At 61.4% G+C, this 22390-nt stretch carries 18 protein-coding genes and 1 tRNA gene; 12 read left to right on the top strand and 7 right to left on the bottom strand.

Annotated elements, in window-relative coordinates; genetic code table 11:
- Nucleotides 1-54: 54 nt before the first annotated feature.
- Nucleotides 55-1854 carry an NAD(P)-binding domain-containing protein gene (locus tag ACP15N_RS01810; protein WP_425090506.1) on the bottom strand — a complete coding sequence of 600 codons (1800 nt, stop codon included), beginning with the start codon at nt 1852-1854 and terminating at the stop codon, nt 55-57.
- Nucleotides 1855-2023: 169 nt separating this feature from the next.
- Here ACP15N_RS01810 and ACP15N_RS01805 point away from each other — a divergent pair.
- From ACP15N_RS01805 to ACP15N_RS01790, 4 genes are all read left to right on the top strand, one after another.
- Nucleotides 2024-2098, top strand: a tRNA-Val gene (locus tag ACP15N_RS01805).
- 64 nt (nt 2099-2162) lie between these two features.
- The gene (locus tag ACP15N_RS01800; RefSeq protein WP_425090505.1) at nt 2163-4991 is read left to right on the top strand and encodes a bifunctional [glutamine synthetase] adenylyltransferase/[glutamine synthetase]-adenylyl-L-tyrosine phosphorylase; all 2829 of its coding nucleotides are present in this window, start codon (nt 2163-2165) and stop codon (nt 4989-4991) included.
- Nucleotides 4988-5284 carry a hypothetical protein gene (locus ACP15N_RS01795; RefSeq protein WP_425090504.1) on the top strand — a complete coding sequence of 99 codons (297 nt, stop codon included), beginning with the start codon at nt 4988-4990 and terminating at the stop codon, nt 5282-5284. Before ACP15N_RS01800 ends, ACP15N_RS01795 begins: the two co-directional genes overlap by 4 nt.
- A gap of 41 nt (nt 5285-5325) precedes the next feature.
- Nucleotides 5326-6021, top strand: coding sequence for a M48 family metallopeptidase (locus tag ACP15N_RS01790; RefSeq protein ID WP_425090503.1), 696 nt, complete (start codon nt 5326-5328; stop codon nt 6019-6021).
- A 3-nt stretch (nt 6022-6024) separates the two neighbouring features.
- Here ACP15N_RS01790 and ACP15N_RS01785 read toward each other — a convergent pair whose 3' ends face one another.
- The 3 genes from ACP15N_RS01785 to ACP15N_RS01775 are packed head-to-tail and all read right to left on the bottom strand — an operon-like array spanning nt 6025 to nt 7968.
- Nucleotides 6025-6573 carry an RSP_2648 family PIN domain-containing protein gene (locus tag ACP15N_RS01785; protein WP_425090502.1) on the bottom strand — a complete coding sequence of 183 codons (549 nt, stop codon included), beginning with the start codon at nt 6571-6573 and terminating at the stop codon, nt 6025-6027.
- The gene (locus tag ACP15N_RS01780) at nt 6570-7766 is read right to left on the bottom strand and encodes an RSP_2647 family RNA methyltransferase (protein ID WP_425090501.1); all 1197 of its coding nucleotides are present in this window, start codon (nt 7764-7766) and stop codon (nt 6570-6572) included. The genes ACP15N_RS01785 and ACP15N_RS01780 overlap by 4 nt, the downstream gene beginning before the upstream one ends.
- Nucleotides 7767-7815: 49 nt before the next feature.
- A complete protein-coding gene (locus ACP15N_RS01775) occupies nt 7816-7968 on the bottom strand; it encodes an RSP_7527 family protein (RefSeq protein WP_425090500.1) in 153 nt (50 codons plus the stop codon).
- 205 nt (nt 7969-8173) lie between these two features.
- Here ACP15N_RS01775 and edd point away from each other — a divergent pair, with 205 nt between their 5' ends.
- Together edd and eda are read left to right on the top strand one after the other, a co-directional pair.
- Complete coding sequence (gene edd / locus ACP15N_RS01770; RefSeq protein ID WP_425090499.1) at nt 8174-9979, top strand: phosphogluconate dehydratase; 1806 nt, start codon at nt 8174-8176, stop codon at nt 9977-9979.
- 12 nt (nt 9980-9991) lie between these two features.
- Nucleotides 9992-10633: a bifunctional 4-hydroxy-2-oxoglutarate aldolase/2-dehydro-3-deoxy-phosphogluconate aldolase gene (gene eda, locus ACP15N_RS01765; RefSeq protein ID WP_425090498.1), complete on the top strand. Its 642-nt coding sequence runs from the start codon at nt 9992-9994 to the stop codon at nt 10631-10633.
- A 136-nt stretch (nt 10634-10769) separates the two neighbouring features.
- On the opposite strand, the gene ACP15N_RS01760 is transcribed toward eda, so the two are convergent.
- A complete protein-coding gene (locus ACP15N_RS01760) occupies nt 10770-11324 on the bottom strand; it encodes a TIGR00730 family Rossman fold protein (RefSeq protein ID WP_425090497.1) in 555 nt (184 codons plus the stop codon).
- A gap of 119 nt (nt 11325-11443) precedes the next feature.
- Here ACP15N_RS01760 and ACP15N_RS01755 point away from each other — a divergent pair, with 119 nt between their 5' ends.
- A complete protein-coding gene (locus ACP15N_RS01755) occupies nt 11444-12790 on the top strand; it encodes a LysM peptidoglycan-binding domain-containing protein (RefSeq protein WP_425090496.1) in 1347 nt (448 codons plus the stop codon).
- Between the two features lie 42 nt (nt 12791-12832).
- On the top strand, nt 12833-14674 hold the full coding sequence (locus ACP15N_RS01750) for an ABCB family ABC transporter ATP-binding protein/permease (RefSeq protein ID WP_425090495.1): 1842 nt from the start codon (nt 12833-12835) through the stop codon (nt 14672-14674).
- A 33-nt stretch (nt 14675-14707) separates the two neighbouring features.
- On the opposite strand, the gene ACP15N_RS01745 is transcribed toward ACP15N_RS01750, so the two are convergent.
- On the bottom strand, nt 14708-14848 hold the full coding sequence (locus ACP15N_RS01745; RefSeq protein ID WP_425090494.1) for a hypothetical protein: 141 nt from the start codon (nt 14846-14848) through the stop codon (nt 14708-14710).
- A 258-nt stretch (nt 14849-15106) separates the two neighbouring features.
- Nucleotides 15107-16009, bottom strand: a complete 903-nt coding sequence (locus ACP15N_RS01740; RefSeq protein ID WP_425090493.1) for a LysR family transcriptional regulator — start codon at nt 16007-16009, stop codon at nt 15107-15109.
- A 148-nt stretch (nt 16010-16157) separates the two neighbouring features.
- Here ACP15N_RS01740 and ACP15N_RS01735 point away from each other — a divergent pair, with 148 nt between their 5' ends.
- From ACP15N_RS01735 to argC, 4 genes are read left to right on the top strand one after another with little or no spacing between them, the layout of a single operon-like run.
- Complete coding sequence (locus ACP15N_RS01735; protein ID WP_425090492.1) at nt 16158-19562, top strand: indolepyruvate ferredoxin oxidoreductase family protein; 3405 nt, start codon at nt 16158-16160, stop codon at nt 19560-19562.
- Between the two features lie 60 nt (nt 19563-19622).
- On the top strand, nt 19623-20501 hold the full coding sequence (locus ACP15N_RS01730; protein WP_425090491.1) for a lysophospholipid acyltransferase family protein: 879 nt from the start codon (nt 19623-19625) through the stop codon (nt 20499-20501).
- The gene (murI, locus tag ACP15N_RS01725; RefSeq protein WP_425090490.1) at nt 20501-21322 is read left to right on the top strand and encodes a glutamate racemase; all 822 of its coding nucleotides are present in this window, start codon (nt 20501-20503) and stop codon (nt 21320-21322) included. The genes ACP15N_RS01730 and murI overlap by 1 nt, the downstream gene beginning before the upstream one ends.
- Nucleotides 21323-21355: 33 nt before the next feature.
- A complete protein-coding gene (gene argC, locus ACP15N_RS01720) occupies nt 21356-22381 on the top strand; it encodes an N-acetyl-gamma-glutamyl-phosphate reductase (protein WP_425090489.1) in 1026 nt (341 codons plus the stop codon).
- The last annotated feature ends 9 nt before the right edge of the window (nt 22382-22390 follow it).

Raw genomic sequence — 22390 nt, 5'->3', positions numbered from 1 at the left:
CCGGATCAAAGGGCGCCCGTCTGGGCGCCCTTTTTTCGTGGTTCGGGCAGTGAATCAACTCAGGTGATAGACGGGTTGAAGCCCGTAGACCGGCGTGTCGATCCCTTCCATCCGCGCCTTGATCTGGAGCGACAGGAACTGCGAGTAATGCCGGGATTGGTGCAGATTGCCGCCATGAAACCACAGGTTTTCCTGTTGTGTCGGCTTCCACATGTTTCGCTGCTCCCCTTCCCACGGGCCAGGATCCTTGGTCGTGTCTGATCCCAGGCCCCAGACCTTGCCGACGCGGTCGGCCATGTCCTGGCCCATCAGATCAGCGACCCAACCGTTCATGGAGTTGTAACCCGTGGCGTAGACGATCACGTCGGCTTCGAGTTTGGTTCCGTCATCCAGAATGACGCCATCCTCCACCACGCGCTCCACCTGTCCGCGCTTGAGCTTGATTTCACCGTCGATGATCAACTGGCTTGCGCCGATGTCGATGTAGTACCCGGACCCGCGTCGCAGGTACTTCATGAAGAGCCCGCTGTCGTCGTCGCCCCAGTCGAGCCAGAAGCCTGCTTTCTCCAGCCCCTCGTAGAACTCTGCATCGCGTTTCTTCATCTCGGCGTAAGCCGGGATCTGGAACTCGTGAAGGATCGCATAGGGGAGGGAGGCAAAGATCAGATCGGCTTTCTCGGTCGTAACCCCGGCCGCTACGGCCTCCTCCGAGTAGAGCGCGCCGAGGCCGACTTCCATCAATGTGTCGGAGCGTACGATATGGGTCGACGAGCGTTGGACCATGGTGACGTCCGCCTCGCCCTCCCACAGGGCGGCGCAGATATCGTGCGCGGAATTGTTGGAGCCGACGACCACGACCTTCTTGCCCTTGAGCCCATCCGGGCCCGGGTGCTGGGACGAATGGTGCTGATCGCCCTTGAATGTGTCCATCCCCGGAAAATCGGGCATGCGTGCCTTGCCGGACATGCCGGTCGCCATGACCACGTGCGTCGGGTTCAAGATGACTTCTTCACCATCACGGTCGACCACGACCGTCCATACTCCCGCGTCTTCATCGTAGCGTGCGGATTTTGCGGTCGTGCGCGTCCAGTAGTTCAGTTCCATGACCTTGGTGTACATCTCCAACCAGTCGCCCAGCTTGTCCTTGGGGCTGAAGATCGGCCAGTTCTCGGGAAACTTGATGTAGGGCAAGTGGTCGTACCAGACCGGATCATGCAGGCAAAGTGATTTGTAGCGGTTGCGCCAGCTGTCGCCGGGTCGCTCATTTCGCTCCACGATGATCGTGGGCACGCCAAGCTGGCGCAGCCGAGCCCCGAGCGCAATGCCGCCCTGTCCACCGCCGATGATCAGGCAATAGGGCTGTTTCGTATACCCCAGTTCCGCTTCCTCGCGGCTACGCTCTTCGGCCCACGTCGTCCGGTTCCGCCCGGCGCCATGCTTTGCACCAAGCGGACGGTCGAAGCCCTTGGGTTCCTCGTGTCCCTTCAACTCCACCAAAGTGGTCAGCAGGGTCCAGATCTTGTCTCCGCGCAGGCGTACCAACCCGTACCCGCGCGCGACGTCCGTCTCGAAGCTGATCCAGGCTGTTGTGATCCCGTCTTCCTCCGTCGGGATTTCTCCGTCCGCGAGGGTCCAGTTACGCGGTTTCGTCGTGCCCAACTGGTGCCGCAGCATATCCGCGATCTGGTCCTTTCCTTCGACGGTCTTGATGTTCCATGTGAATGTCACGAGGTCGCGCCAGTAGCAGTCGTCGGTGAACATCTCGGTTGCGGCATCAATGTCGCCTGCTTCCAAAGCGAGTCCGAATTCGTCGAGAAATCCCTGTGCCTGATCGGCCAGCGTGGTGTCGAGCATGTCTTCCTCCCGTAAGCATGTTCTTGTCCAAGGCTTAACCGTGCCAAGCCCAACAGCTTTACGCTAGGGAAATTTGATTTAAGGCGTTGTCCCTGGCGCTCGGGAACCGAGTGGGAAGCGCCATTTCGCGCTTGAACCGGCGGGCCTGCTTGGCTAAACCCGCCGCCACGGGTGATTAGCTCAGTGGTAGAGCGCTTCGTTCACATCGAAGATGTCAGGAGTTCGAATCTCTTATCACCCACCATTCCCCTTCATCTAGTCGGCCGGCCGGCATTGACCCGGGAGCCTCTGTTACGCAGGTTGCGAGCATGAATTTCGCGGCGCAGATAACCGAAACACCCTTGGCATTTGACGCCGGAAACGCGACCTCAGCGCGTGAGGGCTGGGTGGGTCCTGTGGCAGAGCTGATCGCGGGCGCAGCAGGGTCAAGCCCGTACCTGCAAGGTCTGCTCAGCCGGGAACGGGATTGGATCGAAACTGCGCTGAACGATCCGGATGCCGCATGCGCCGCGGAACTCGAGCGCATTTCGGGTCTGGAAGGCGATGCCGTGAAACCGGGCCTCAGGATTGCCAAACGGCGTGTCGCATTGGTTTTGGCGTTGTGCGATCTGGGCGGCGTTTGGCCGTTGGAGGGCATTACCCGGCGCCTGAGCGAATTCGCCGACGCGGCCCTTGGCGTCGCGTTGCGCGCGTCGCTTTTGCCGGAGCTGCGTCGCGGCAAGATCCCCGGCCTTTCGGAGGCGGATGTGAGCGATCTGGGCGGTATGGTCGCGCTGGCGATGGGAAAGATGGGCGCGTTCGAGCTTAACTATTCGTCCGATATCGACCTGATCTGCCTGTTTGATGAAAGCCGGTTCACGCCTGATCTCTATGCCGAGGCGCGTTCCGGTTTCGTGCGCGCGACGCGTAAGGCGATGGCTCTGTTGTCCGAGCCGACCGGCGAGGGTTACGTCTTTCGTACGGATCTGCGGTTGCGCCCGGACCCGTCGGTGACGCCGGTTTGCATCGCCATGGAAACAGCCGAACGCTATTACGAATCCCTCGGTCGCACGTGGGAACGTGCCGCCCACATCAAGGCGCGTCCGGCTGCGGGCGATCTGGACGCTGGCGCGAAGTACCTCAAGCGGTTGACACCCTTCGTTTGGCGTAAGCACCTCGATTTCGCGGCCATTCAGGACGCCCATGACATGCGGCTCAAGATCCGGGCCCACAAGGGTTTGCACGGTCCGATCGATCTGCTTGGTCACGATCTGAAGCTGGGGCAGGGCGGTATCCGCGACATCGAGTTCTTCACACAGACGCGCCAGATCATTGCAGGCGGGCGCGACCCGGACCTGCGTTTGCGCGGCACGCAAGACGCCTTGGCCGCGCTTGCCAACAAGGGCTGGGTCGCCAAGGATGACGCCACCGCCCTGACAGAGCATTACCGGGCATTGCGCACCCTGGAACACCGGGTGCAGATGGTCAACGACGCGCAAACCCACAGCCTGCCGAAGACCGAAGACGGGCTGCGCCGCATCGCGAATCTGTGCGGTACGGATGACCTTGAGGCGTGGGCAGGCGTGTGGCGTGCCCGGCTGGAAGATGTTGCGCGGCGTACCGAGCCGTTTTTCCAACCCAGGAGTGCCAGCCTGACAGAGGGAACGGCCATTCCCGTCCGCGAGGCGATTGACGGGGCAGAAGCCGCAACTGAGCGCTGGCGCGGGTATCCGGCGCTCAGATCCGGGCGCGCCGTGGAGATTTTCGACCGGCTGCGTCCCGACATCCTGAACCGACTTGCCAAGGCCGCGCGTCCCGAAGAAGCTTTGCAGAATTTTGACGGATTTCTGGCCGGGTTGCCCGCGGGCGTTCAGTTGTTCTCATTGTTCGAGGCAAACCCGCAGCTTGTCGATCTGATCGTGGATATCTGCGCAACCGCGCCCCGCCTGTCGCGTTATCTCTCGCGCAATGCCTCGGTGCTCGATGCGGTGATTGGTGGTCCGTTCTTCAACCCCTGGCCCGGACGCGGAGCGCTCGTTGCCGAATTGTCCGACGCGTTGCGCGACGCGCAGGACTACGAGGCCAAGCTGGATACTGCCCGGCGTTGGCAAAAGGAGTGGCATTTCCGGATCGGGGTGCACCACCTCCGTCGTCTCATCGATGCGGAAGAAGCCGCGCAGGAGTATACCGAACTCGCTGAGGCGGTTTTGCAGGTCATCTGGCCGCTTTGCGCCAACGAACTATCGCATCGCCACGGTCCGCCACCGGGGCGCGGGGCCGTACTTGTCGGGATGGGGTCGCTGGGGGCGGCCACACTCACCGCGCAGTCCGATCTGGACTTGATAGTGATTTACGACGCAGGCGGGGTTGACGCGTCGGACGGACCCAAGCCGTTGATGCCCGGCCCCTATTACGCCAAGCTCACCAAAGCGCTTGTGACAGCCCTCTCCGCGGCGATGTCCGAAGGGCGTCTTTATGAAATCGATATGCGGTTGCGCCCGTCCGGACGGCAGGGCCCCGTGGCAACCGGCTGGACCTCTTTTCAAAGCTACCAAAGGGACGAGGCGTGGACGTGGGAACATCTGGCCCTGACCCGCGCGCGCATCGTGGCGGCAAGTTGTCCGCAGGCTGACACGCTGGCCGCGGAGTTCGAGGGCTTCCGAAGGTCACTGTTGCAGGACAAGGGACCGGGTCACGGTCCAGATATTGCCGAAGCTGTCCGCGATATGCGGGAACGGCTCGCAGCAGCCAAACCGGCCAAGGTCGCGTGGGAGGCAAAGCGGGGGCCGGGGCGGTTGCAGGATATCGAGCTTTTTGCCCAGATGGCCGGTTTGATGGCGGCCTGTCCGGACCATGATACCCGCGCTCAACTCAAGGCGGCAAAGCGGTGCGACTTGCTCGACCAAGCGGGTGTTGACGCAATGATCACGCAGTATGCCTTGCTGCGCCGGGTGCAAATGGCTGGTCGTCTCCTGACGGATGATGACATCGATCCAGACAACGTCGGCACCGGTGGGCGCGACTTTGTCGTGCGCCAGACAGAGGCGCAGACCCCCGAAAACCTGACTGCGCGCATCCGCGAAGGGGCGACAAGAACCGCCGAAATCATAGCGCATGGGCTGGCTGCCTGCGCCGCTCAGAAAACGGGTCGGTCATGACATCCTTTTCCTCCCGACCATCCGATTTCGTGCGCAAGGCCGATCCGCGCGACTTGATCCGTGAGGCTTATCGGATTGATGGCATCACCTCGTCCGATTGCCGAACGATCTTTCTGGACTGGTCCCTCGGTGATATCGGCGGGCTCAGTCCGAAGGAGGCGATCACGGGTCTGCTTGCCTGCTACGGGGCAGATGCCCCTGACCACCCGATGACCCACGTGTTGCGCGCCGGGTTGGAACCGCCACCAAAGCCAAGGCGTCGGGGAGGATACAAAGCACGTCCGCGTGATTGAGGGTGGCTTGAGAAGCCCGCTGGAAAACCCATATCTACCCTATGTTGAAACTCACGCCGCTCCTCCTCGCGATTCTCTATGGTCTCGGTCTGTATTGGATCGGGGCCAAACGCACGGCACGCGAGTTGTCCCGGCGGTCCAACCCGCTGGCAGATCGCAGGCTCAAGGACATCACTGATCGAATGGCGCGTGCACTCGACCTGAGCGAAGTGAAAGTGCACATCTACGAGGTCGATCCGGTGAACGGGCTTGCCGCGCCGGACGGGCGCATCTTTATCACGCGCGGTTTCTTCCGGAAGTATGAACAGGGCGAAGTCACCGCAGAAGAGATGGCAAGCGTTATCGCCCACGAACTGGGCCATGTGGCCCTGGGGCATTCGCGCCGCCGGATGATCGATTTTTCCGGACAGAACGCGATCCGGGTTGCGCTTGCGACGGTTCTCGGTCGCTTCATTCCGTTTGTCGGAGTTCCGATTGCAAACTTGCTGGTCACCTTGCTGGCCGCGCGACTGTCGCGCGGGGATGAATATGAGGCGGATGCGTACGCGTCTGCTCTGCTGACAAAGGTGGGGATCGGCACGGAGCCGCAGAAGTCGCTGTTCCGAAAGCTTGATGCGCTGACAACCGGTGGTGGCGCTGCGCAAGCACCAGCGTGGCTGATGAGCCATCCGAAAACCGACGCCCGTATCGCGGCGATAGAAAAGCTTGAAAGTCGCTGGGTCACGCCTGCGACATGAGCCTTATCCGAAGATCGCCTTGCCAAGGCGTGGCAGCCTCGCGCGCTTGAAAACGCTTCTCGGGGTCGCGTCCCCGCCGATGGCCTGTACCGCTCGCATGGCCGCGTCCGTCAGGATGTGTCGCATGTCTTGGGTGTGTGCCGCGCGCAACTCCAACAGGAACGTGTCCGGTTCGCGCCGAATAAGCCCGTGGTGTCCGAGCGTCCGTGTCGGAAAGTCCTTGAGGTTGAGCGTCAGCAGACTGTCTGCTTGCGCCGTGATCGCGGCAGCAAGCACATGGGTGTCGTTGGGATCGGGCAAGAACAATGTCTTGCACAGATCCGGGTCCGGTGTGATGCAGGCTTGCGGGTGCCGGGCGGACAGGCGCGAAATTTCCCCGTCTGTCAGAGCGGCTTCGACCGCACCGGCACGGGACGCGGCGTGGCGCCATTCATCGAGGATGCGCGGGCTCCAGAGCGGGGTGAAGAACCCTGCATCGGCCGCATCCGTCAAAATTCCACGCAAAAGCGTGGGGTAGAGAACGCAGGCATCCAACAGGACCCGTTCGCTCATGTGGTCAACCGAAGGCAGAGCGCTTTGAGATAGCCCGTTTCCCCCAGATAGGTATGCAGCGGGTGGTCGGGACCCGCCCCACCAGTATAGAGGATCTGCCCCGCGCGCCCGGCACGCCCTATCCCGCGCAGGGACGCGGCGCGAAACTTGGACAGATCCGCGGCATGTGAGCACGAGCACAGCATCAACGTGCCCCCGGGGGCAACGAGGGGCGCGGCAAGGCGTGCGATCCGCTCGTAGGCGCGTAGACCTGCCTGTAATGCGGGTTTTGATGGGGCAAAGGCGGGCGGGTCGCAAATAACGAGGTCAAACTGCCGCCCCTCGGTGTTCAGCGCTTCCAGTGCGGCGAACGCGTCGGATTTCAGGGTTTGGAACCTGTCCGCAACACCTGTGGCGACGGCACCTTCACGGGCCAGTTCGAGCGCGGCCGCGGACCCGTCGACAGCGAGCGCGCGCGCCGCGCCATTTGCAAGGGCGGCCAGCGCAAACCCACCAACGTGCGAAAAAACGTCGAGCGCGCGCCCGCCCGGCGCGAGCCGCGCCGCAAACGCATGGTTCGGTCGCTGGTCAAAGAACAGGCCGGTTTTCTGACCGCTCGCCAGATCGGCGATGTACGTTGCGCCGTTCATCGGTACCTCGACCTTGTCCGGCGGTGTGCCCATCACCGGGCCCGACCGGTCATCCAACCCCTCAAGGCTTCGGGCGCGTCCGGAGGCGGATTTAAGAACATGGCTGACCCCAGTGACCTCTGCGAGAACCGTGATCAGATCGTCCAGAAGACGTTCCGACCACGCGGCGTTCGGCTGGATCACGCATGTGTCTCCGAACCGGTCAATGATCACGCCGGGCAATCCGTCACCTTCGGCATGCACCAGACGGTAGAAAGGCGCCTCATACAGCGTGTCGCGCAAAGCAAGGGCTGCGCTCATACGTGCACGCAGCCAGGCGCGATCGATCAGGGTGTCGGGGGTCCGGTCCAGCACGCGCGCTGCAATCTTGGACCCCGGGGTCACGGCAACCGTGGCCAGAGGCGTGCGCTCTGCATCTTCGAGGGTTGCGATGGTACCGGGGGGGAGCGCCTTGGTCCGGCGGTCCAGGACCAGCGCATCTGCATAGACCCAAGGCATGCCATGGCGAATGGCACGCGCGTCGGCCTTGGGTTTGAGGCGGAGACGGGGGAAGGAGGGTGTCATCCCCTTCCTCTATCGGCTCTGGCTGGGCGGGGAAACCCCGCCAACCGGATCAGGCCTTTTGTGCGCCGCGATGCGTCAGATGCGTACGGAACCATGTTTTGAAGGCTGCGAGTGCCTCGGCGGTCGCTTGCGCACGCATAGCGTGAGCGCGGGCTTCGATCTGGGCGAGGTCTTCGGGTGTCAGGTAGGCTTGAGGTTTCATCGGGGTCTCCGGTCTGCTTTTTTGAGCGTCGAAGCTAAAATGGGTCATGGTTGCTGACTTTACCAATGCTGCGTGTGCATACCCGGTCTGACCGCAGGCGGCCATGAGCAGTTTGGTGAATGAGAGGTTGAAAAGTTAGCGCTAACGGTTTACGGGCAGGTATGCATTCTATCGAGCGGATCTGACGCTCGTGCAGGAGGTGGGAATGGATCTGAACAGCACTGTCGCCGCCGTGACGGAACGGATCATTAAACGGTCCGGCGCCGCACGCGCTGCCTATCTGGACCGGATGCGCCGCGCGGCAGACGATGGACCACGTCGGGCGCATCTGTCTTGCGGAAATCAGGCACACGCCTATGCCGCGATGACCGAAGACAAAAGCACACTCGCCGCCGCGCGCCAGCCCAATATCGGAATTGTCACCGCCTACAACGATATGCTGTCCGCGCACCAACCGTTCGAGACATATCCCGCCCGGATCAAGGCGGCTGCGCGCCGGGCCGGGGCCACAGCACAGGTTGCCGGCGGAGTGCCCGCGATGTGCGACGGCGTCACCCAGGGCCAGACGGGGATGGAACTGAGCCTGTTTTCCCGTGATGTCATCGCGCTGGCCAGCGGTGTCGCGCTGAGCCACAACACGTTTGACGCCGCTGCCTATTTGGGCGTTTGTGACAAGATCGTTCCGGGTTTGATCATTGCAGCGGGCACATTCGGCTATCTGCCCGGCGTCTTTGTCCCCGCAGGACCGATGTTAAGCGGCTTGCCAAACGACAAGAAAGCCAAGGTCCGCCAACAGTTTGCCGCTGGCGAAGTCGGACGCGACAAACTGATGGCAGCGGAGATGGCGTCCTATCATGGGCCGGGGACCTGCACTTTCTACGGGACGGCAAATACCAACCAGATGCTGATGGAATTCATGGGGCTGCACTTGCCCGGTGCATCCTTCGTCAACCCGGGAACCCCGTTACGCGATGCGTTGACCGAGGCTGCAACCGAGCGGCTTGCGCAGATCACGGCACTTGGGAACGCCTACCGTCCGGTCTGTGATATCCTTGACGAGAAAGCGTTCGTGAACGGGATTGTCGGCTTGATGGCAACAGGCGGGTCGACAAACCTGGTCATTCACTTGCCCGCGATGGCGCGGGCGGCAGGGGTTATCCTTGACCTTCAGGATTTCGCGGACCTGTCCGAAGTGACCCCGTTGATGGCGCGCGTCTATCCGAATGGCCTGGCGGACGTGAACCATTTCCACGCGGCAGGCGGTTTGGCCTTCATGATCGGTGAACTGCTCGACGCGGGTCTGCTGCACCCTGATACCAAGACCATTTTCGGGGACGGGCTGGCCGACTACACGCGCGACCCCAAGGTGGTCGACGGCAAGCTGACCTATGCTGATGGGCCGAAAGAGACCCAGAACGCGAAGATCCTGCGTCCGGTTTCGGACGGGTTCGCGGCGAGCGGCGGCCTGAAGGAGCTCAAGGGCAATCTCGGACGCGGTATCATGAAAGTCTCCGCTGTCGCCCCTGAACGGCATTTGATTGAAGCACCGGCACGGGTGTTCCACGACCAGTCGGATGTCAAAGCAGCATTTCAGGCCGGCGAGTTCACGTCTGACACGGTGGTGATCGTGCGATACCAGGGCCCCAAGGCCAACGGTATGCCGGAACTGCATTCGCTGACCCCGATCCTTGCGGTTCTTCAGGATCGCGGGCTCAAGGTGGCGCTTGTCACGGACGGGCGCATGTCCGGAGCCTCCGGCAAGGTGCCCGCGGCTTTGCATGTTTCTCCCGAAGCGCTGGATGGTGGAGTGATGGCGCAGGTGCGGGATGGCGACCTTGTGCGTGTGGATGCTGTCGCCGGTGTGTTGGAGGTTTTGGCGGAGGGTGTCGCGGACCGGCCGATTGAGCATCCCGACTTGTCCGGAAACCAGTTCGGTATCGGACGCGAACTGTTCGAGGTGTTCCGCAAGAATGTCGGAGCCGTGAGCGCCGGCGCAGGCGTTGTTGTCTAGGAGGCGCAAGAAATGACCCCAGAAGCTGCCAGCCAACAGGCCCGAGAAATCTGTGGCCTTGCCCCGGTCGTCCCGGTTCTTGTGATCGATGATGTCGACCATGCGCGCCCGCTGGCCGAGGCGCTCATCGCCGGTGGTTTGCCGGCGCTCGAAGTTACCTTGCGCACCCCCGTGGCACTGGAGGCAATTCGCCGGATGGCGGAGGTCGAAGGCGGTGTCGTCGGAGCAGGAACCCTTCTGACACCTGCTGATGTTGCCGCCGCAAAAGAGGCGGGCGCGCTGTTCGGGGTGTCGCCGGGTGCCACGGATACGTTGCTTGCTGCGTGTGAGGCGGACGATCTACCTCTCTTGCCAGGGGCGGCGACGGCGACGGAAGTGATGCGGCTGCTTGAAAAAGGATACTCGGTCCAGAAGTTCTTTCCGGCCGAAGCATCGGGCGGGGCGCCCGCGTTGAAATCCATCGGCGCGCCCCTGCCGCAGGTCAGTTTCTGCCCCACAGGGGGGGTCAGCCTTGCAAATGCACCGGAGTATCTTGGCCTGTCGAACACCCTGTGTGTCGGCGGGTCGTGGGTCGCACCGCGCAAGATGATGGATGCAGGCGACTGGTCCGGGATCGAAGCGCTGGCGCGCGAGGCCGCGCGACTGGCGCGCTGACGTAATCTTAACGCTGTTGCGCCTAAAAAGGGCACGCAACCTGACAAGGGGGCGTGCCGTATCCGGGTTTGGTGAGTGTGTTGACCCGTTTCTGAGTAGCTTGTCAGGTTGCTTGTCTTGGCAACATCTCCAGCATCTACGCCTGTCCCGCCAGCGCACGTGCCAGTGCATCTGTCAGGGTATCGACCGTGTCGATCACCTCGTAGAACGACAAAAGCGATGCGTCAGCAAAGCCGTTTTCCACTACATGTCGGACCATGCCGTCCAGCGGGGCCCAATACCGATTGGTGTTCAACAGGAAGATGGGTTTTTCATGCAACTCCAATTGGCGCCAGGTCAGGACCTCGAAGAACTCGTCCAGAGATCCCGCGCCTCCCGGCAGCACGACAATTGCATGTGAATTCATGTACATGACCTTCTTTCGCTCATGCATCGTCTCGGTGACGACAAAGCGTGTCAGGTCTCTCTTTCCGACTTCGCGATCCAGAAGATGACCGGGAATAACCCCAAACGTGTCGCCGCCGGCGTCCTGTGTGGCGCGCGCCACGGCCCCCATCAATCCGACATCACCAGCCCCGTAAACCAGTTGATGTCCGTTCCGCGCTATCCATTGTCCAAGTGTTTCGGCGTCTTCACGATAGGTTGGATCGGCACCGAAGCGGGAGCCGCAGTAAACGCAAATTGAAGGCATGGGGCCCCGTTCTGAGCTGAGTCGGTTATGTCTTTTCCCTTTGTATTAGGATAGATAAGGTAGCCCAAGCGCATGGAGGCCCATGCGACGCAAAAAGATCGGGGTAGCCATTGATGTCCATGCGCGCGTTTTTGCGGGACGATTCCGGAGCTGGCCGCGCTTGGATTTTGGGCGGTGCGGTGCTGGTGGTGCTGGCCGGCATCGCGTGGTGGACACTTGCGCCCAAGCCACACCAGCGCACAGAAACGCCGAACCCTGCTGTGACCGTGCCTCAGGACAATGGTGCTTCTGCGTCGAAACTCTCTGAACCGGCGGGACCGGATACGACAGAGACAGCGCTGCCAGCGCAGGCGGCGACAGCCCCCGAACCCGAGGCACTTGCGCCCCCCGCCACGCCCGAAACACCGGGCACGGAGACACCCCCCGCGTTGGCAGATGCACCGCAGGACCTGGAGGCCCCGACGCCGTCAGAAAACGTCACTTCGACAGAGCCGCCCGTGTTCGAGGTGGTGCGCGTTGACGATACCGGCGCGGCGGTGGTGGCGGGCCGCGCCGAAGCGGGCGAGACCGTGCGTATTCTGCTCGACGGGGTGTCCGTCGCCGAGACGTCCGCAGACGCAAGCGGTGCGTTCGTGGCACTTTTGTCGTTGGACCCGTCCAACGATGCGCGGATTCTGACGCTTGAGACGGTTGGCGCAGAGGGGGGGACGACGCCGTCGGAGGAAACCGCGTTGGTCGCTCCCTTCGAAGCAGAGCCGCCCGCACCGGTCGAAGAGGTTGCCGAGGCGCCCCCCCCTGCGGACGTCACGCCACAGGTTGTTCCGGAACCATCGTCCGAGAGCCCCGACGCAACGGAAGAGAAAGTCGCGCGACTTGAGACCCCGCCGCAGGTTGTTATTGCGGGGCCGGAGGGGGCCGTCCCCCAGAGCCCGGCGGCAGCACCGTCGAACCCGACCGCACCTGACACGCCGAACATCGTTATCGATACGATCTCCTATGACGCAGATGGAGAGGTGCTGCTGGTCGGCAGGGCGGCGTCAGGGTCCTTTGTGCGCGTCTATTTGAACAATCGCATCGCAACCACTACGGGCGTTCCGGCGGATGGGATCTGGCGCAGCCGTGTCACCGGGATTGCCGCTGGGATTTACACACTGCGCGCGGACGAGACAAATGCCACGGGGCGCGTGCTGTCGCGGTTCGAGACACCGTTTGAACGCGTGACGCGGCCGGTCGCAATTGCGGCTGCCGAGCAGGTCACTCGTGCCGAGGCCGAAGAACCGGGAAATCCGTTGGCTGCGGCGGCTGGCATTGTCACGGTCCAGCCGGGGTTCACGCTCTGGGCGATTGCACGTGAGAACTATGGGGATGGCGTGCAGTACGTGCGCGTTTTCGAGGCAAACCGCGCGTTGATCGGTGACCCCGACCTGATTTACCCGGGGCAGGTCTTTTCCATTCCGGAACAATGAGCCGCACTGGCCTTGTCTGCGTTGCAGGCATAGGTTTGCGTAATGCGATCCATATCCAGCCGCGCCCCGACGCCTGCCAGAGACCCGAGTGATGCCGAAACCCGTGAAAGCGGATGGCGCGTCGTACGCAACGTTGCGCCCTATCTGTGGCCGGACGACAAGCCCTGGGTCAAACGCCGTGTCGTGTTTTCGTTGGCGGCGTTGTTTCTGGCAAAGCTCGTGGCAGTGGGCATTCCCTACATCTACAAGGTCGCCGTCGACGCTCTGTCGGGCGATGCCGATGGCGCGACCCTTCTGGCCCTTGGCGCTGTCGGGCTGACGGTCGCCTATGGCATGGCCCGGCTGATGTCGGTCGGGTTCCAGCAGTTGCGCGACGTGATCTTTGCAAAAGTGGGCCAACAGGCCTTGCGCGCTCTGGCGTTGCAGACGTTCACGCACATTCACCGTCTGTCGATGCGGTATCACATCACCCGCAAGACCGGCGGATTGAGCCGCATCATCGAACGCGGTGTCAAAGGGGTCGAGTTCCTCTTGCGGTTCCTGCTGTTTTCTATCGGGCCCCTGATGCTGGAACTCGGCCTGATCGCCATCATTCTGACGGTGTATTTCGACGCCTGGTATCTTGCCGTTGTCGGTGTGACGATCGCGCTTTACGTCGCGTTCACGTTCAAGGTCACCGAATGGCGCGTGCGTATCCGGCGCGAGATGAACCGGCAGGACACCGATGCCAATCAGAAAGCCATCGACAGCCTGCTGAACTTCGAGACGGTCAAGTATTTTGGGGCCGAGCAGCGCGAAGCTGCACGATATGACGGTGCGATGGAGCAATACGCTGCTGCTGCCCTGAGAACCTCGTATTCGCTGGGTTTTCTGAATTTCGGGCAGGCACTGATCATCACCAGTGGCTTGGTCGGGGTCATGGTGATGGCGGCCATCGGGGTGCAGAATGGGGATCTGACCGTAGGCGATTTCGTTATGGTGAACGCCTACATGCTGCAAATCACACAGCCGTTGAACTTTCTTGGTACCGTTTACCGGGAAATACGGCAGGCGCTGATCGACATGGGGGACATGTTTGATCTGTTGGGGCAACCGACAGAGGTCAGCGACAAGCCCGGCGCACCGGCAATAGAGATTGCGGGGGGCGAAGTTGAACTGGCAGACGTGCATTTCGGGTATGATCCGGCCCGCCCGATCCTCAAAGGTGTCAGCCTCCGCGCGGCTCCGGGGGAGCGCGTGGCGATTGTCGGGCCATCCGGGTCCGGCAAATCCACGATCGGGCGGCTGCTTTTTCGGTTTTATGATGTGACAGGCGGGGCCTTGCGGATCGACGGGCAGGACGTCCGCGATGTCACGCAAGATAGCCTGCACGCGCAAATCGGTGTCGTGCCGCAGGATACGGTGCTGTTCAACGACACCATTCTCTACAACATCGCCTATGGGCGACCGGATGCGACACGCGGCGAGATCGAGGCCGCAGCCAAAGCCGCCAAAATCCACGACTTCATCATCGGCCTTCCAGAGGCCTATGACACACAGGTTGGTGAGAGGGGTCTGAAACTGTCCGGTGGGGAGAAACAGCGTGTCGGGATCGCGCGCACGCTTCTGAAGGATCCGCCGATCCTGCTGCTGGATGAAGCGACGTCGGCTCTGGATTCAGAGACCGAACGCGACATTCAGGACAGCTTGCGTGCCATGGGGCAGGGGCGAACCGTGCTGACCATCGCCCACCGGCTTTCGACGATTGCGGATGCAGATCAGATCGTGGTGCTCGAAAACGGGGTCATCGTGGAACAGGGCCGCCACGACGATCTTCTTGCGCGCGGCGGGCGCTACAACGCGATGTGGACCCGGCAATTGTCCGAGGACAGCGATGCGGCCTGACGGCCCGAGCCGTTTCATCCGCATATGGAATTTCTACGGGTGCCAACTGTCGCGTTTTGCAACCCGGTTTGCGGTCCGCCGCTCTTTCTTCCAAAAGATCCGCTTGTAGAACGGCCTGAGATGTTTTCGCCATTCCGCCGAAACTGTCAGCACTCCCTTCTTCTTGGTCGACATGGTTTGCTCCTGCTCGGGTTGACCCGGTACCCTTCGGACGGTGTCCCCTCCGGTTCGTTCCATTGCGTGGCATGAACTCGGGCGCCGCGCGGCGATTGCGAAAAAAAAAGGCCGAGACAACGCTCGGCCAAGTCTAACAGGGAGGTATAGGAGACAAACATGTCTGCCTATGTGAGCGGACATAAGGGGTGCCTATTTTTCTATCAAGCTTCTAAAATGCCGCAGGTGCGCAATACCGCTTTGCGTGTGTTGCAAAGCTTACACTGCTTCGCTCCGGCGCGCGCGGCGGTAGGCGATGACCTCTTCCGACACGAAATCGCGAAACGCCTCGATCCGGCGCGAATGACGGAGTTCTTCGGGGTAGGCGAGGAATACGGGCACGTCGTTTGATTCAAGTTCCGGCAGGACCTGGATGAGGTTCGGAAAGTCCTGCGTCAGGTAGTCGGGCAGAACTCCGATCCCGAGGTCCGAAATGACTGCCTGAAGCACCCCGAAATAGTTGTTCACCATCAGGGAATGGGGGACATCATTGCTGAAAATCTCGTTCACCAGCATCTGACCTGCGGACACCTGCGCGCTGTCTGAGTTTTGACAGATGACCCTGTGATTGCTGAGATCCGAGGGAGTTTGAGGCAGGCCGTTCGCTTCGACATAGGTCGGAGAGGCGTAGAGTTTCATCCGAATTGTCATGAGTTTCTTGCGGATCAGGTCCGCCTGGCTGGGTTCCTTCATCCGGATCGCGACATCGGCTTCGCGCATCGGCAGGTCCAGTACCCGTTCCTCAAGCATCAGATCGACATTGAGGTCCGGATACTTTGCATAAAGCGCCGACAGGCGCGGTGCCAGCCAGAGCGATCCGAACCCGATGGTCGTTGTCACCCGCAACTGACCGAACACCTCTTCCTCGCTGTCGCGGATGCGCGCGGAGGCGGCATCCAGGCGTTTCGACATCGAGGTCGTCGCGTCGAAAAGCAACTCGCCTTGTTCGGTGAGAATCAATCCGCGGGCGTGGCGATGGAACAGCGTTGTGTTCAGGCTTTCCTCAAGCGCGCGGATCTGGCGGCTCACAGCGGATTGGCTGAGGTGCAGGGAATCACCTGCATGCGTCAGGCTGCCCGCATCTGCCACAGCATGGAAAATTCGCAGTTTGTCCCAATCCATTGCGACGCATCCCTGTACCCTCGTCCCATGCAAGAGTGTTACCGTTATCAAGCCCTGCGGTGCAATCGGGACGGTGACGATAAAATGATTTTGTAGGTCAGGAATTATGACCTATAGTTGAGGAGTCATTTCCATCGGGAGGCGCGAAATGGGGCTGCAGGATATCTCGCTCGAAGACAGGTTCGATGTCTCTAAGTCGCCTGTGTTGCTGAACGGCACGCAAGCGCTGGTCAGGTTGTGCCTCTTGCAGGCGGCGCGGGACAAGGCGGCGGGTCTGAAAACAGCCGGGTATGTTACCGGGTACCGAGGCTCGCCTTTGGGGGCAGTCGATATGCAGATGAGCCGCGCTGCACGGGAATTGGCTCTTGCGGAGGTGAAGTTCGAGACCGGGTTGAACGAAGACCTTGCCGCGACCGCCCTCTGGGGCACTCAGCAGGCCGAGTTGCGCGGCGAAGGTCGCTACGACGGGGTTTTCGGCATGTGGTATGGCAAGGGGCCCGGGGTGGACCGGTCGGGCGACGTGATGCGCCATGCCAACCTTGCGGGCACTTCCCCGAATGGCGGTGTGCTGTTCGTCATGGGAGATGACCACACCGGCGAAAGCTCCACCACCTGTCACCAGTCCGAGATGGCGCTGCTTGATGCCTACATGCCCGTCCTGTCACCTGCGGGCGTTCAGGAAATCCTCGACTACGGACTGTTTGGCTGGGCGCTCAGCCGGTATTCGGGGCTGTGGGTCGGCCTCAAGGCGATGAAGGACACGGTGGAGGCGACCGCGGTGGTGGATGGTCACCCGGACCGGATGCGTTTTGCCACGCCAGCGTTCGAGATGCCGGAGGGCGGGTTGAACATCCGATTGGTCGATCACTGGACCCCGCAGGAAGAGCGGTTGATCAAGTACAAGCGTTATGCTGCCGAAGCCTTTGGACATGCAAACAAAATCGACAAGCGCGTGTTTGGCAAGCCGGGGGCCAAGATCGGTTTTATAGCGGCAGGAAAGAACTGGCTCGATCTGGTGCACGCGCTCGAACTACTGGGCATCGACAGCGCCGAGGCAGACCGGTTGGGGATCACGACATACAAGGTCGGCATGACATGGCCGCTTGAAACCGCGGGCTTCAACGATTGGGCAGAGGGCCTCGACCTGATCGTGGTGATTGAAGAGAAGCGCAAGCTGCTGGAAGTGCAGGTGAAGGAGGCGATCTTCAACAACCGGCAGGGTCGAAGGGTTTATGGCGGTCAGGACGAGACAGGTGCGCGCCTGTTCCCGGCCTGGGGTGCGCTGGACCCCGTGCAAATAGCCGAAAAGATCGGGAACATCCTGATTGATGAGGGGCGGGAAACGGACACCATCAAGGCAGGTCTTGCGCGACTGCAGGAGGCGCGTCGTGCCGACAACGCACCGGAGTTGGCCAAGAGGACCCCGTATTTCTGTTCGGGGTGTCCGCACAACACCTCCACCAAGGTGCCCGAGGGTGCACATGCCTTTGCCGGGATTGGATGTCACTACATGGCATTGTGGATGGACCGGGATACTGCGGGCTTTACCCATATGGGCGGCGAAGGCGCCAACTGGATTGGGGAGGGCAAGTTCTCCAAACGCGATCACGTGTTCCAGAACCTGGGCGATGGCACCTACAACCACTCGGGCCTTCAGGCGATCCGGGCGGCCCAACAGTCGGATGTGAACATCACCTACAAGATCCTGTTCAACGACGCGGTCGCGATGACCGGGGGGCAGAAAAACGACGGCGGCCTGACCGCGGAGCGCATTGCGTGGGAGCTCAAGGGGATCGGGATAGAGCATATCCATCTTGTTTATGACGCCAAGGAAGAGATTGATTTTGAAGCCTTTCCGCCTGGGTTGCCGCGCGCGGAACGCGCGGAATTGATGGCGGTGCAGGAGAAGCTTTCGAAGACCAAGGGGGTGTCGGTGCTGCTTTATGTGCAAACCTGCGCCGCGGAAAAGCGGCGGCGACGGAAGCGCGGCCAGTTTCCCGATCCGGACAAGCGCATCTTCATCAACACGGATGTCTGCGAAGGCTGCGGGGATTGCGGGGTGCAGTCCAACTGTGTCTCGCTTGTTCCGGTTGAAACGGAACTGGGCCGCAAACGGGCGATCGACCAATCGTCCTGCAACAAGGATTTCTCCTGCGTAAACGGGTTCTGTCCGTCCTTCGTGACTGTCGAGGGGGGGCATCTGCGCAAGGCCGCAACGACCGAGATCGACATGCCGGACCTGCCATTGCCGGACATGGCGCGAATTCAAGGGACACGTAACGTTGTCATTACCGGTGTGGGTGGCACGGGCGTAGTGACGATCGGGGCCATTCTGACGATGGCTGCGCATCTGGATGGGAAGGCCGCGGCGATGATCGAGATGGCGGGCTTGGCCCAGAAGGGCGGGGCAGTGCACATCCATTGCCGGCTGGCAGAGCGTGCGTCCGATATCAACGCGATCCGCGTGTCGGTCGGGGAGGCCGATACCGTCATTGGTGGTGACCTTGTGGTGAGCGCGGGGGCGAAAACACTGGGCTTGATGACGACCGGGCGCACCGGCGCTGTTGTAAACAGCCACGAGATCATCACGGGTGACTTTACCCGTGACCGGGAGTTCCGCATTCCCGGAGATGAGCTGTCCCTTTCGCTTCAGGCGCGTCTGGGCGAGACGCTTGATCTGTTTGACGCAACCGAGCTGTCCCGGGCTTTGATGGGAGACACGATCTACTCGAACATGATGGTGTTTGGGGCGGCCTGGCAGCGCGGGCTGCTACCAATCTCACGAGATGCGATTTTGCGGGCGATCGAACTGAACGGCGCCGCGCCGGACCGCAACATGCAGGCGTTCGAGTTCGGAAGGTGGGCGGTTCTGTACCCGAAAGACGCGGAGCGCGCCGTTGCACCCAAAGTGGCGCCGACCGAAAAAACGGGGAATGGGACAATGGATTTCCGGGTTGCCCACCTGACAGCATATCAATCCCGTCGATTGGCCCGAAAGTACTGCGCTGCGGTCGAAGGCTTCTCGGATGCGGCACTGCGGGAGATTGTGGCGATCAACTATCACAAGCTGCTGGCCTACAAGGACGAGTATGAGGTCGCCCGATTGCTGCGCGGCACTGCGGCGAAAGCGAAAGATGCCTTCGACGGTGATTTGAAACTCACCTACCATCTGGCGCCGCCGATCCTGTCCAGGCCCGGGCCGGATGGACGGCCTGCGAAGAAGGCTTTCGGGTCGTGGATCGAGCGGGTCTACGGGCCGCTTTCGAAACTGAAGATATTGCGCGGAACGCCGGTTGATCCGTTTGGCTGGACGGAGGAACGCAAGACCGAGCGCGAATTGATCAAGCTCTACGAGGCGGACATGGCAGAGGTTTCGACCCACCTGACGCCAGATCGGATTGACGCAGCCGCGGCTTTGCTGGCTTGGCCGGACCTCGTGCGTGGGTTCGGTCCGGTCAAGGCGGCGTCCATCGAAACGATGCGGGCGCGCCGTGCGGAACTGTGGCAGGCGTTCCACGCAGGACCGGGCGCGATGGCGCAGGCCGCCGAATAGGCTTGGAACCCGGGACGAAGTTGCTGTAATCCGGGCGGAAGGCCAAGGGAGGTCGCCTGTATGCAGTCAAATCGCGGCGTCGCACGGGACATCAGCTATGCATCCTCGGCGCAATCACGCGCAGGGCGCGCACTGATCAGGGTTACAGAAAATGTCACCGGGCGGATGCTGCTGATAAAGCAGGCTGCGGGCTATGAACGCGAAGTCGCGATGGGCCGCAATTTCTGGGATGTAATGGCGGACAGGTATGGGCTGAGCCTTGATGTGACGGGGGGGAGCCTTGACAACATCCCGGCCACGGGCCCGCTGATCGTGATTGCCAATCACCCGTTCGGCATTCTGGATGGTTTGATGATGGGCAAGATCCTCAGCCAGCGCCGCTCCGAGTATCGCATTCTCGCCAATCAGGTGTTTCGGAAGGCCAAGGACTTGGAACAGATCATCCTTCCGGTGTCGTTTGACGAGACGAAGGACGCTGTCGCGCTGAATGTGGCGACCCGCAAGGAGTCGCTGCGCTTCCTCAGCGCGGGCGGTGCGATTGGCATTTTCCCTGGCGGTACGGTCAGCACGGCGGCGCGCCCATTCGGCCACCCAATGGACCCGGGCTGGCGCAGCTTCACCGCGCGCATGATCGCCAAGAGCAACGCAACGATCGTTCCGGTCTTCTTCGAGGGGCACAATTCCCGGTTGTTCCAGATTGCCAGCCATGTCCACGCGACACTCCGCATGGCGTTGTTGATCAAAGAGTTCAAATCCAAGGTTGGCGCGCCGGTTCCGGTCGTGATTGGCGAGCCGATCCCCAGATCGGATCTGGACCCGTTTGCCGGCGACCCCAAAGCGATGATGGACTTTCTGCGCGACGCAACCTATCGCTTGTCTCCGAAGCCATTGCCGGATCACGGTTACGGCTATGAGTTCGAAGCAAAGCACAAGTCCTGATGGCTGTTGGCGTTTTTGATAGTGGTTTAGGGGGGCTGACGGTCCTCGATGCGGTGGCCAAGCGGCTGCCTGACGTGCCGTTCGTGTATTTCGGCGACAACAAGCACACACCCTATGGTGTCCGCGATGCGGAGGATGTCTACCAGCTGACCACCGCCTCCGTAGAGCGACTGTGGGACGAAGGTTGTGACCTGGTCATCCTTGCGTGCAACACGGCGTCTGCTGCCGCGCTCAAGCGGATGCAGGAAAGCTGGATCCCGCCCGAAAAGCGGGTGCTCGGGGTGTTCGTTCCGCTGATCGAAGCGCTGACCGAACGGCAATGGGGTGACAACTCCCCGCCGCGGGAGGTTGAGACAAAACACGTTGCACTTTTCGCAACGCCTGCAACGGTTTCAAGCCGGGCCTTCCAGCGCGAACTGGCCTTTCGCGCGATCGGTGTGGATGTGGAGGCACAACCGTGCGGCGGCGTTGTCGATGCGATTGAGGAGGGGGACATGATCCTGGCCGAGGCCCTGGTGCGCAGCCATGTCGAAGCGCTCAAACGCCGTATGCCGCATCCAGAGGCGGCCATTCTGGGTTGCACGCATTATCCGCTGATGGAGGACGTGTTTCAGGATGCGCTCGGGGCGGATGTAAAGGTGTTCAGTCAGGCCAACCTGGTGGCGGCGAGCCTTGAGGATTACCTCAACCGTCACCCGGATATGCTTGGACTTGGCGCTGAGTCGTCCTTTCTGACCACTGGTGATCCGAAGTCGGTTGCCAACAAAGCCACACAGTTTCTGCGACGAAAGATCGAGTTCCGTCACGTTGAGATGGAATAATTCGGTTTTTCAAGTCACTGGAAGGTAAAATTGATGTTCAATACAGCGATCCTCGGGGCTTCGGGATATACCGGTGCCGAATTGGTGCGCCTGATCGCGACCCACCCGCAGATGCGGATCAGCGGACTGTCGGCGGACCGCAAGGCAGGGCAGAGCATGGGACAGGTGTTTCCGCATCTCCGGCATCTGGACCTGCCGGACCTGCAGAAGATCGACGCTTTGGATTTCGGCGCGGTTGACCTAGTGTTCTGCGCGCTTCCCCACGCCACCAGTCAGGCCGTGATTGCCGAACTGCCCATGTCGGTGAAGGTTGTGGACCTGTCCGCGGATTTTCGGCTGCGGGACGCCGAGGAGTACCAGAAGTGGTATGGCGGCAGTCATGATGCTCCTGAATTGCAGCGGGAGGCGGTTTACGGTTTGACCGAGTTCTACCGCGAGGACATTCGCGATGCGCGCCTTGTGGCAGGCACCGGGTGCAACGCGGCAACGGGGCAATATGCTTTGCGCCCGTTGATCGCGGCGGACGTGATCGATCTTGACCAAATTATCATCGATTTGAAAACCGGGGTGTCCGGGGCTGGCCGGTCGCTGAAGGAAAACCTGCTGCATGCGGAGTTGTCCGAGGGCGCGCATGCCTATTCCGTTGGCGGATCCCACCGGCATCTGGGTGAGTTCGATCAGGAATTTTCCGCCATCGCGGGGCGGCCCGTTCAGGTGCAGTTTACCCCGCATCTGCTGCCCGCCAATCGCGGTATTCTGGCGACAGTTTACGTTCAAGGCGATGCGGGCGAGATCTACGATGCGTTGGCGGATGCTTATGAGGACGAACCGTTCATCCACGTCTTGCCCGAGGGGGAACACCCGTCGACGCGCCATGTTCGCGGCTCCAACTTCGTGCATATCGGCGTGGTGCGCGACCGGATCGAGGGGCGTGCAATTGTGATCGCAGCGCTCGACAACCTCACGAAAGGGAGTTCCGGGCAGGCGTTGCAGAACGCAAACCTGATGTTAGATATTGAGGAGACGACAGGGCTTATGCTGGCACCTGTCTTCCCGTGACCTTGACCG

The sequence above is a fragment of the Tropicimonas sp. S265A genome, from assembly GCF_049800835.1.
Lineage (GTDB): Bacteria > Pseudomonadota > Alphaproteobacteria > Rhodobacterales > Rhodobacteraceae > Dinoroseobacter.
Note: the sequence above shows the minus strand (reverse complement) of the source record. Positions and strands in the feature narration are given on the sequence as shown.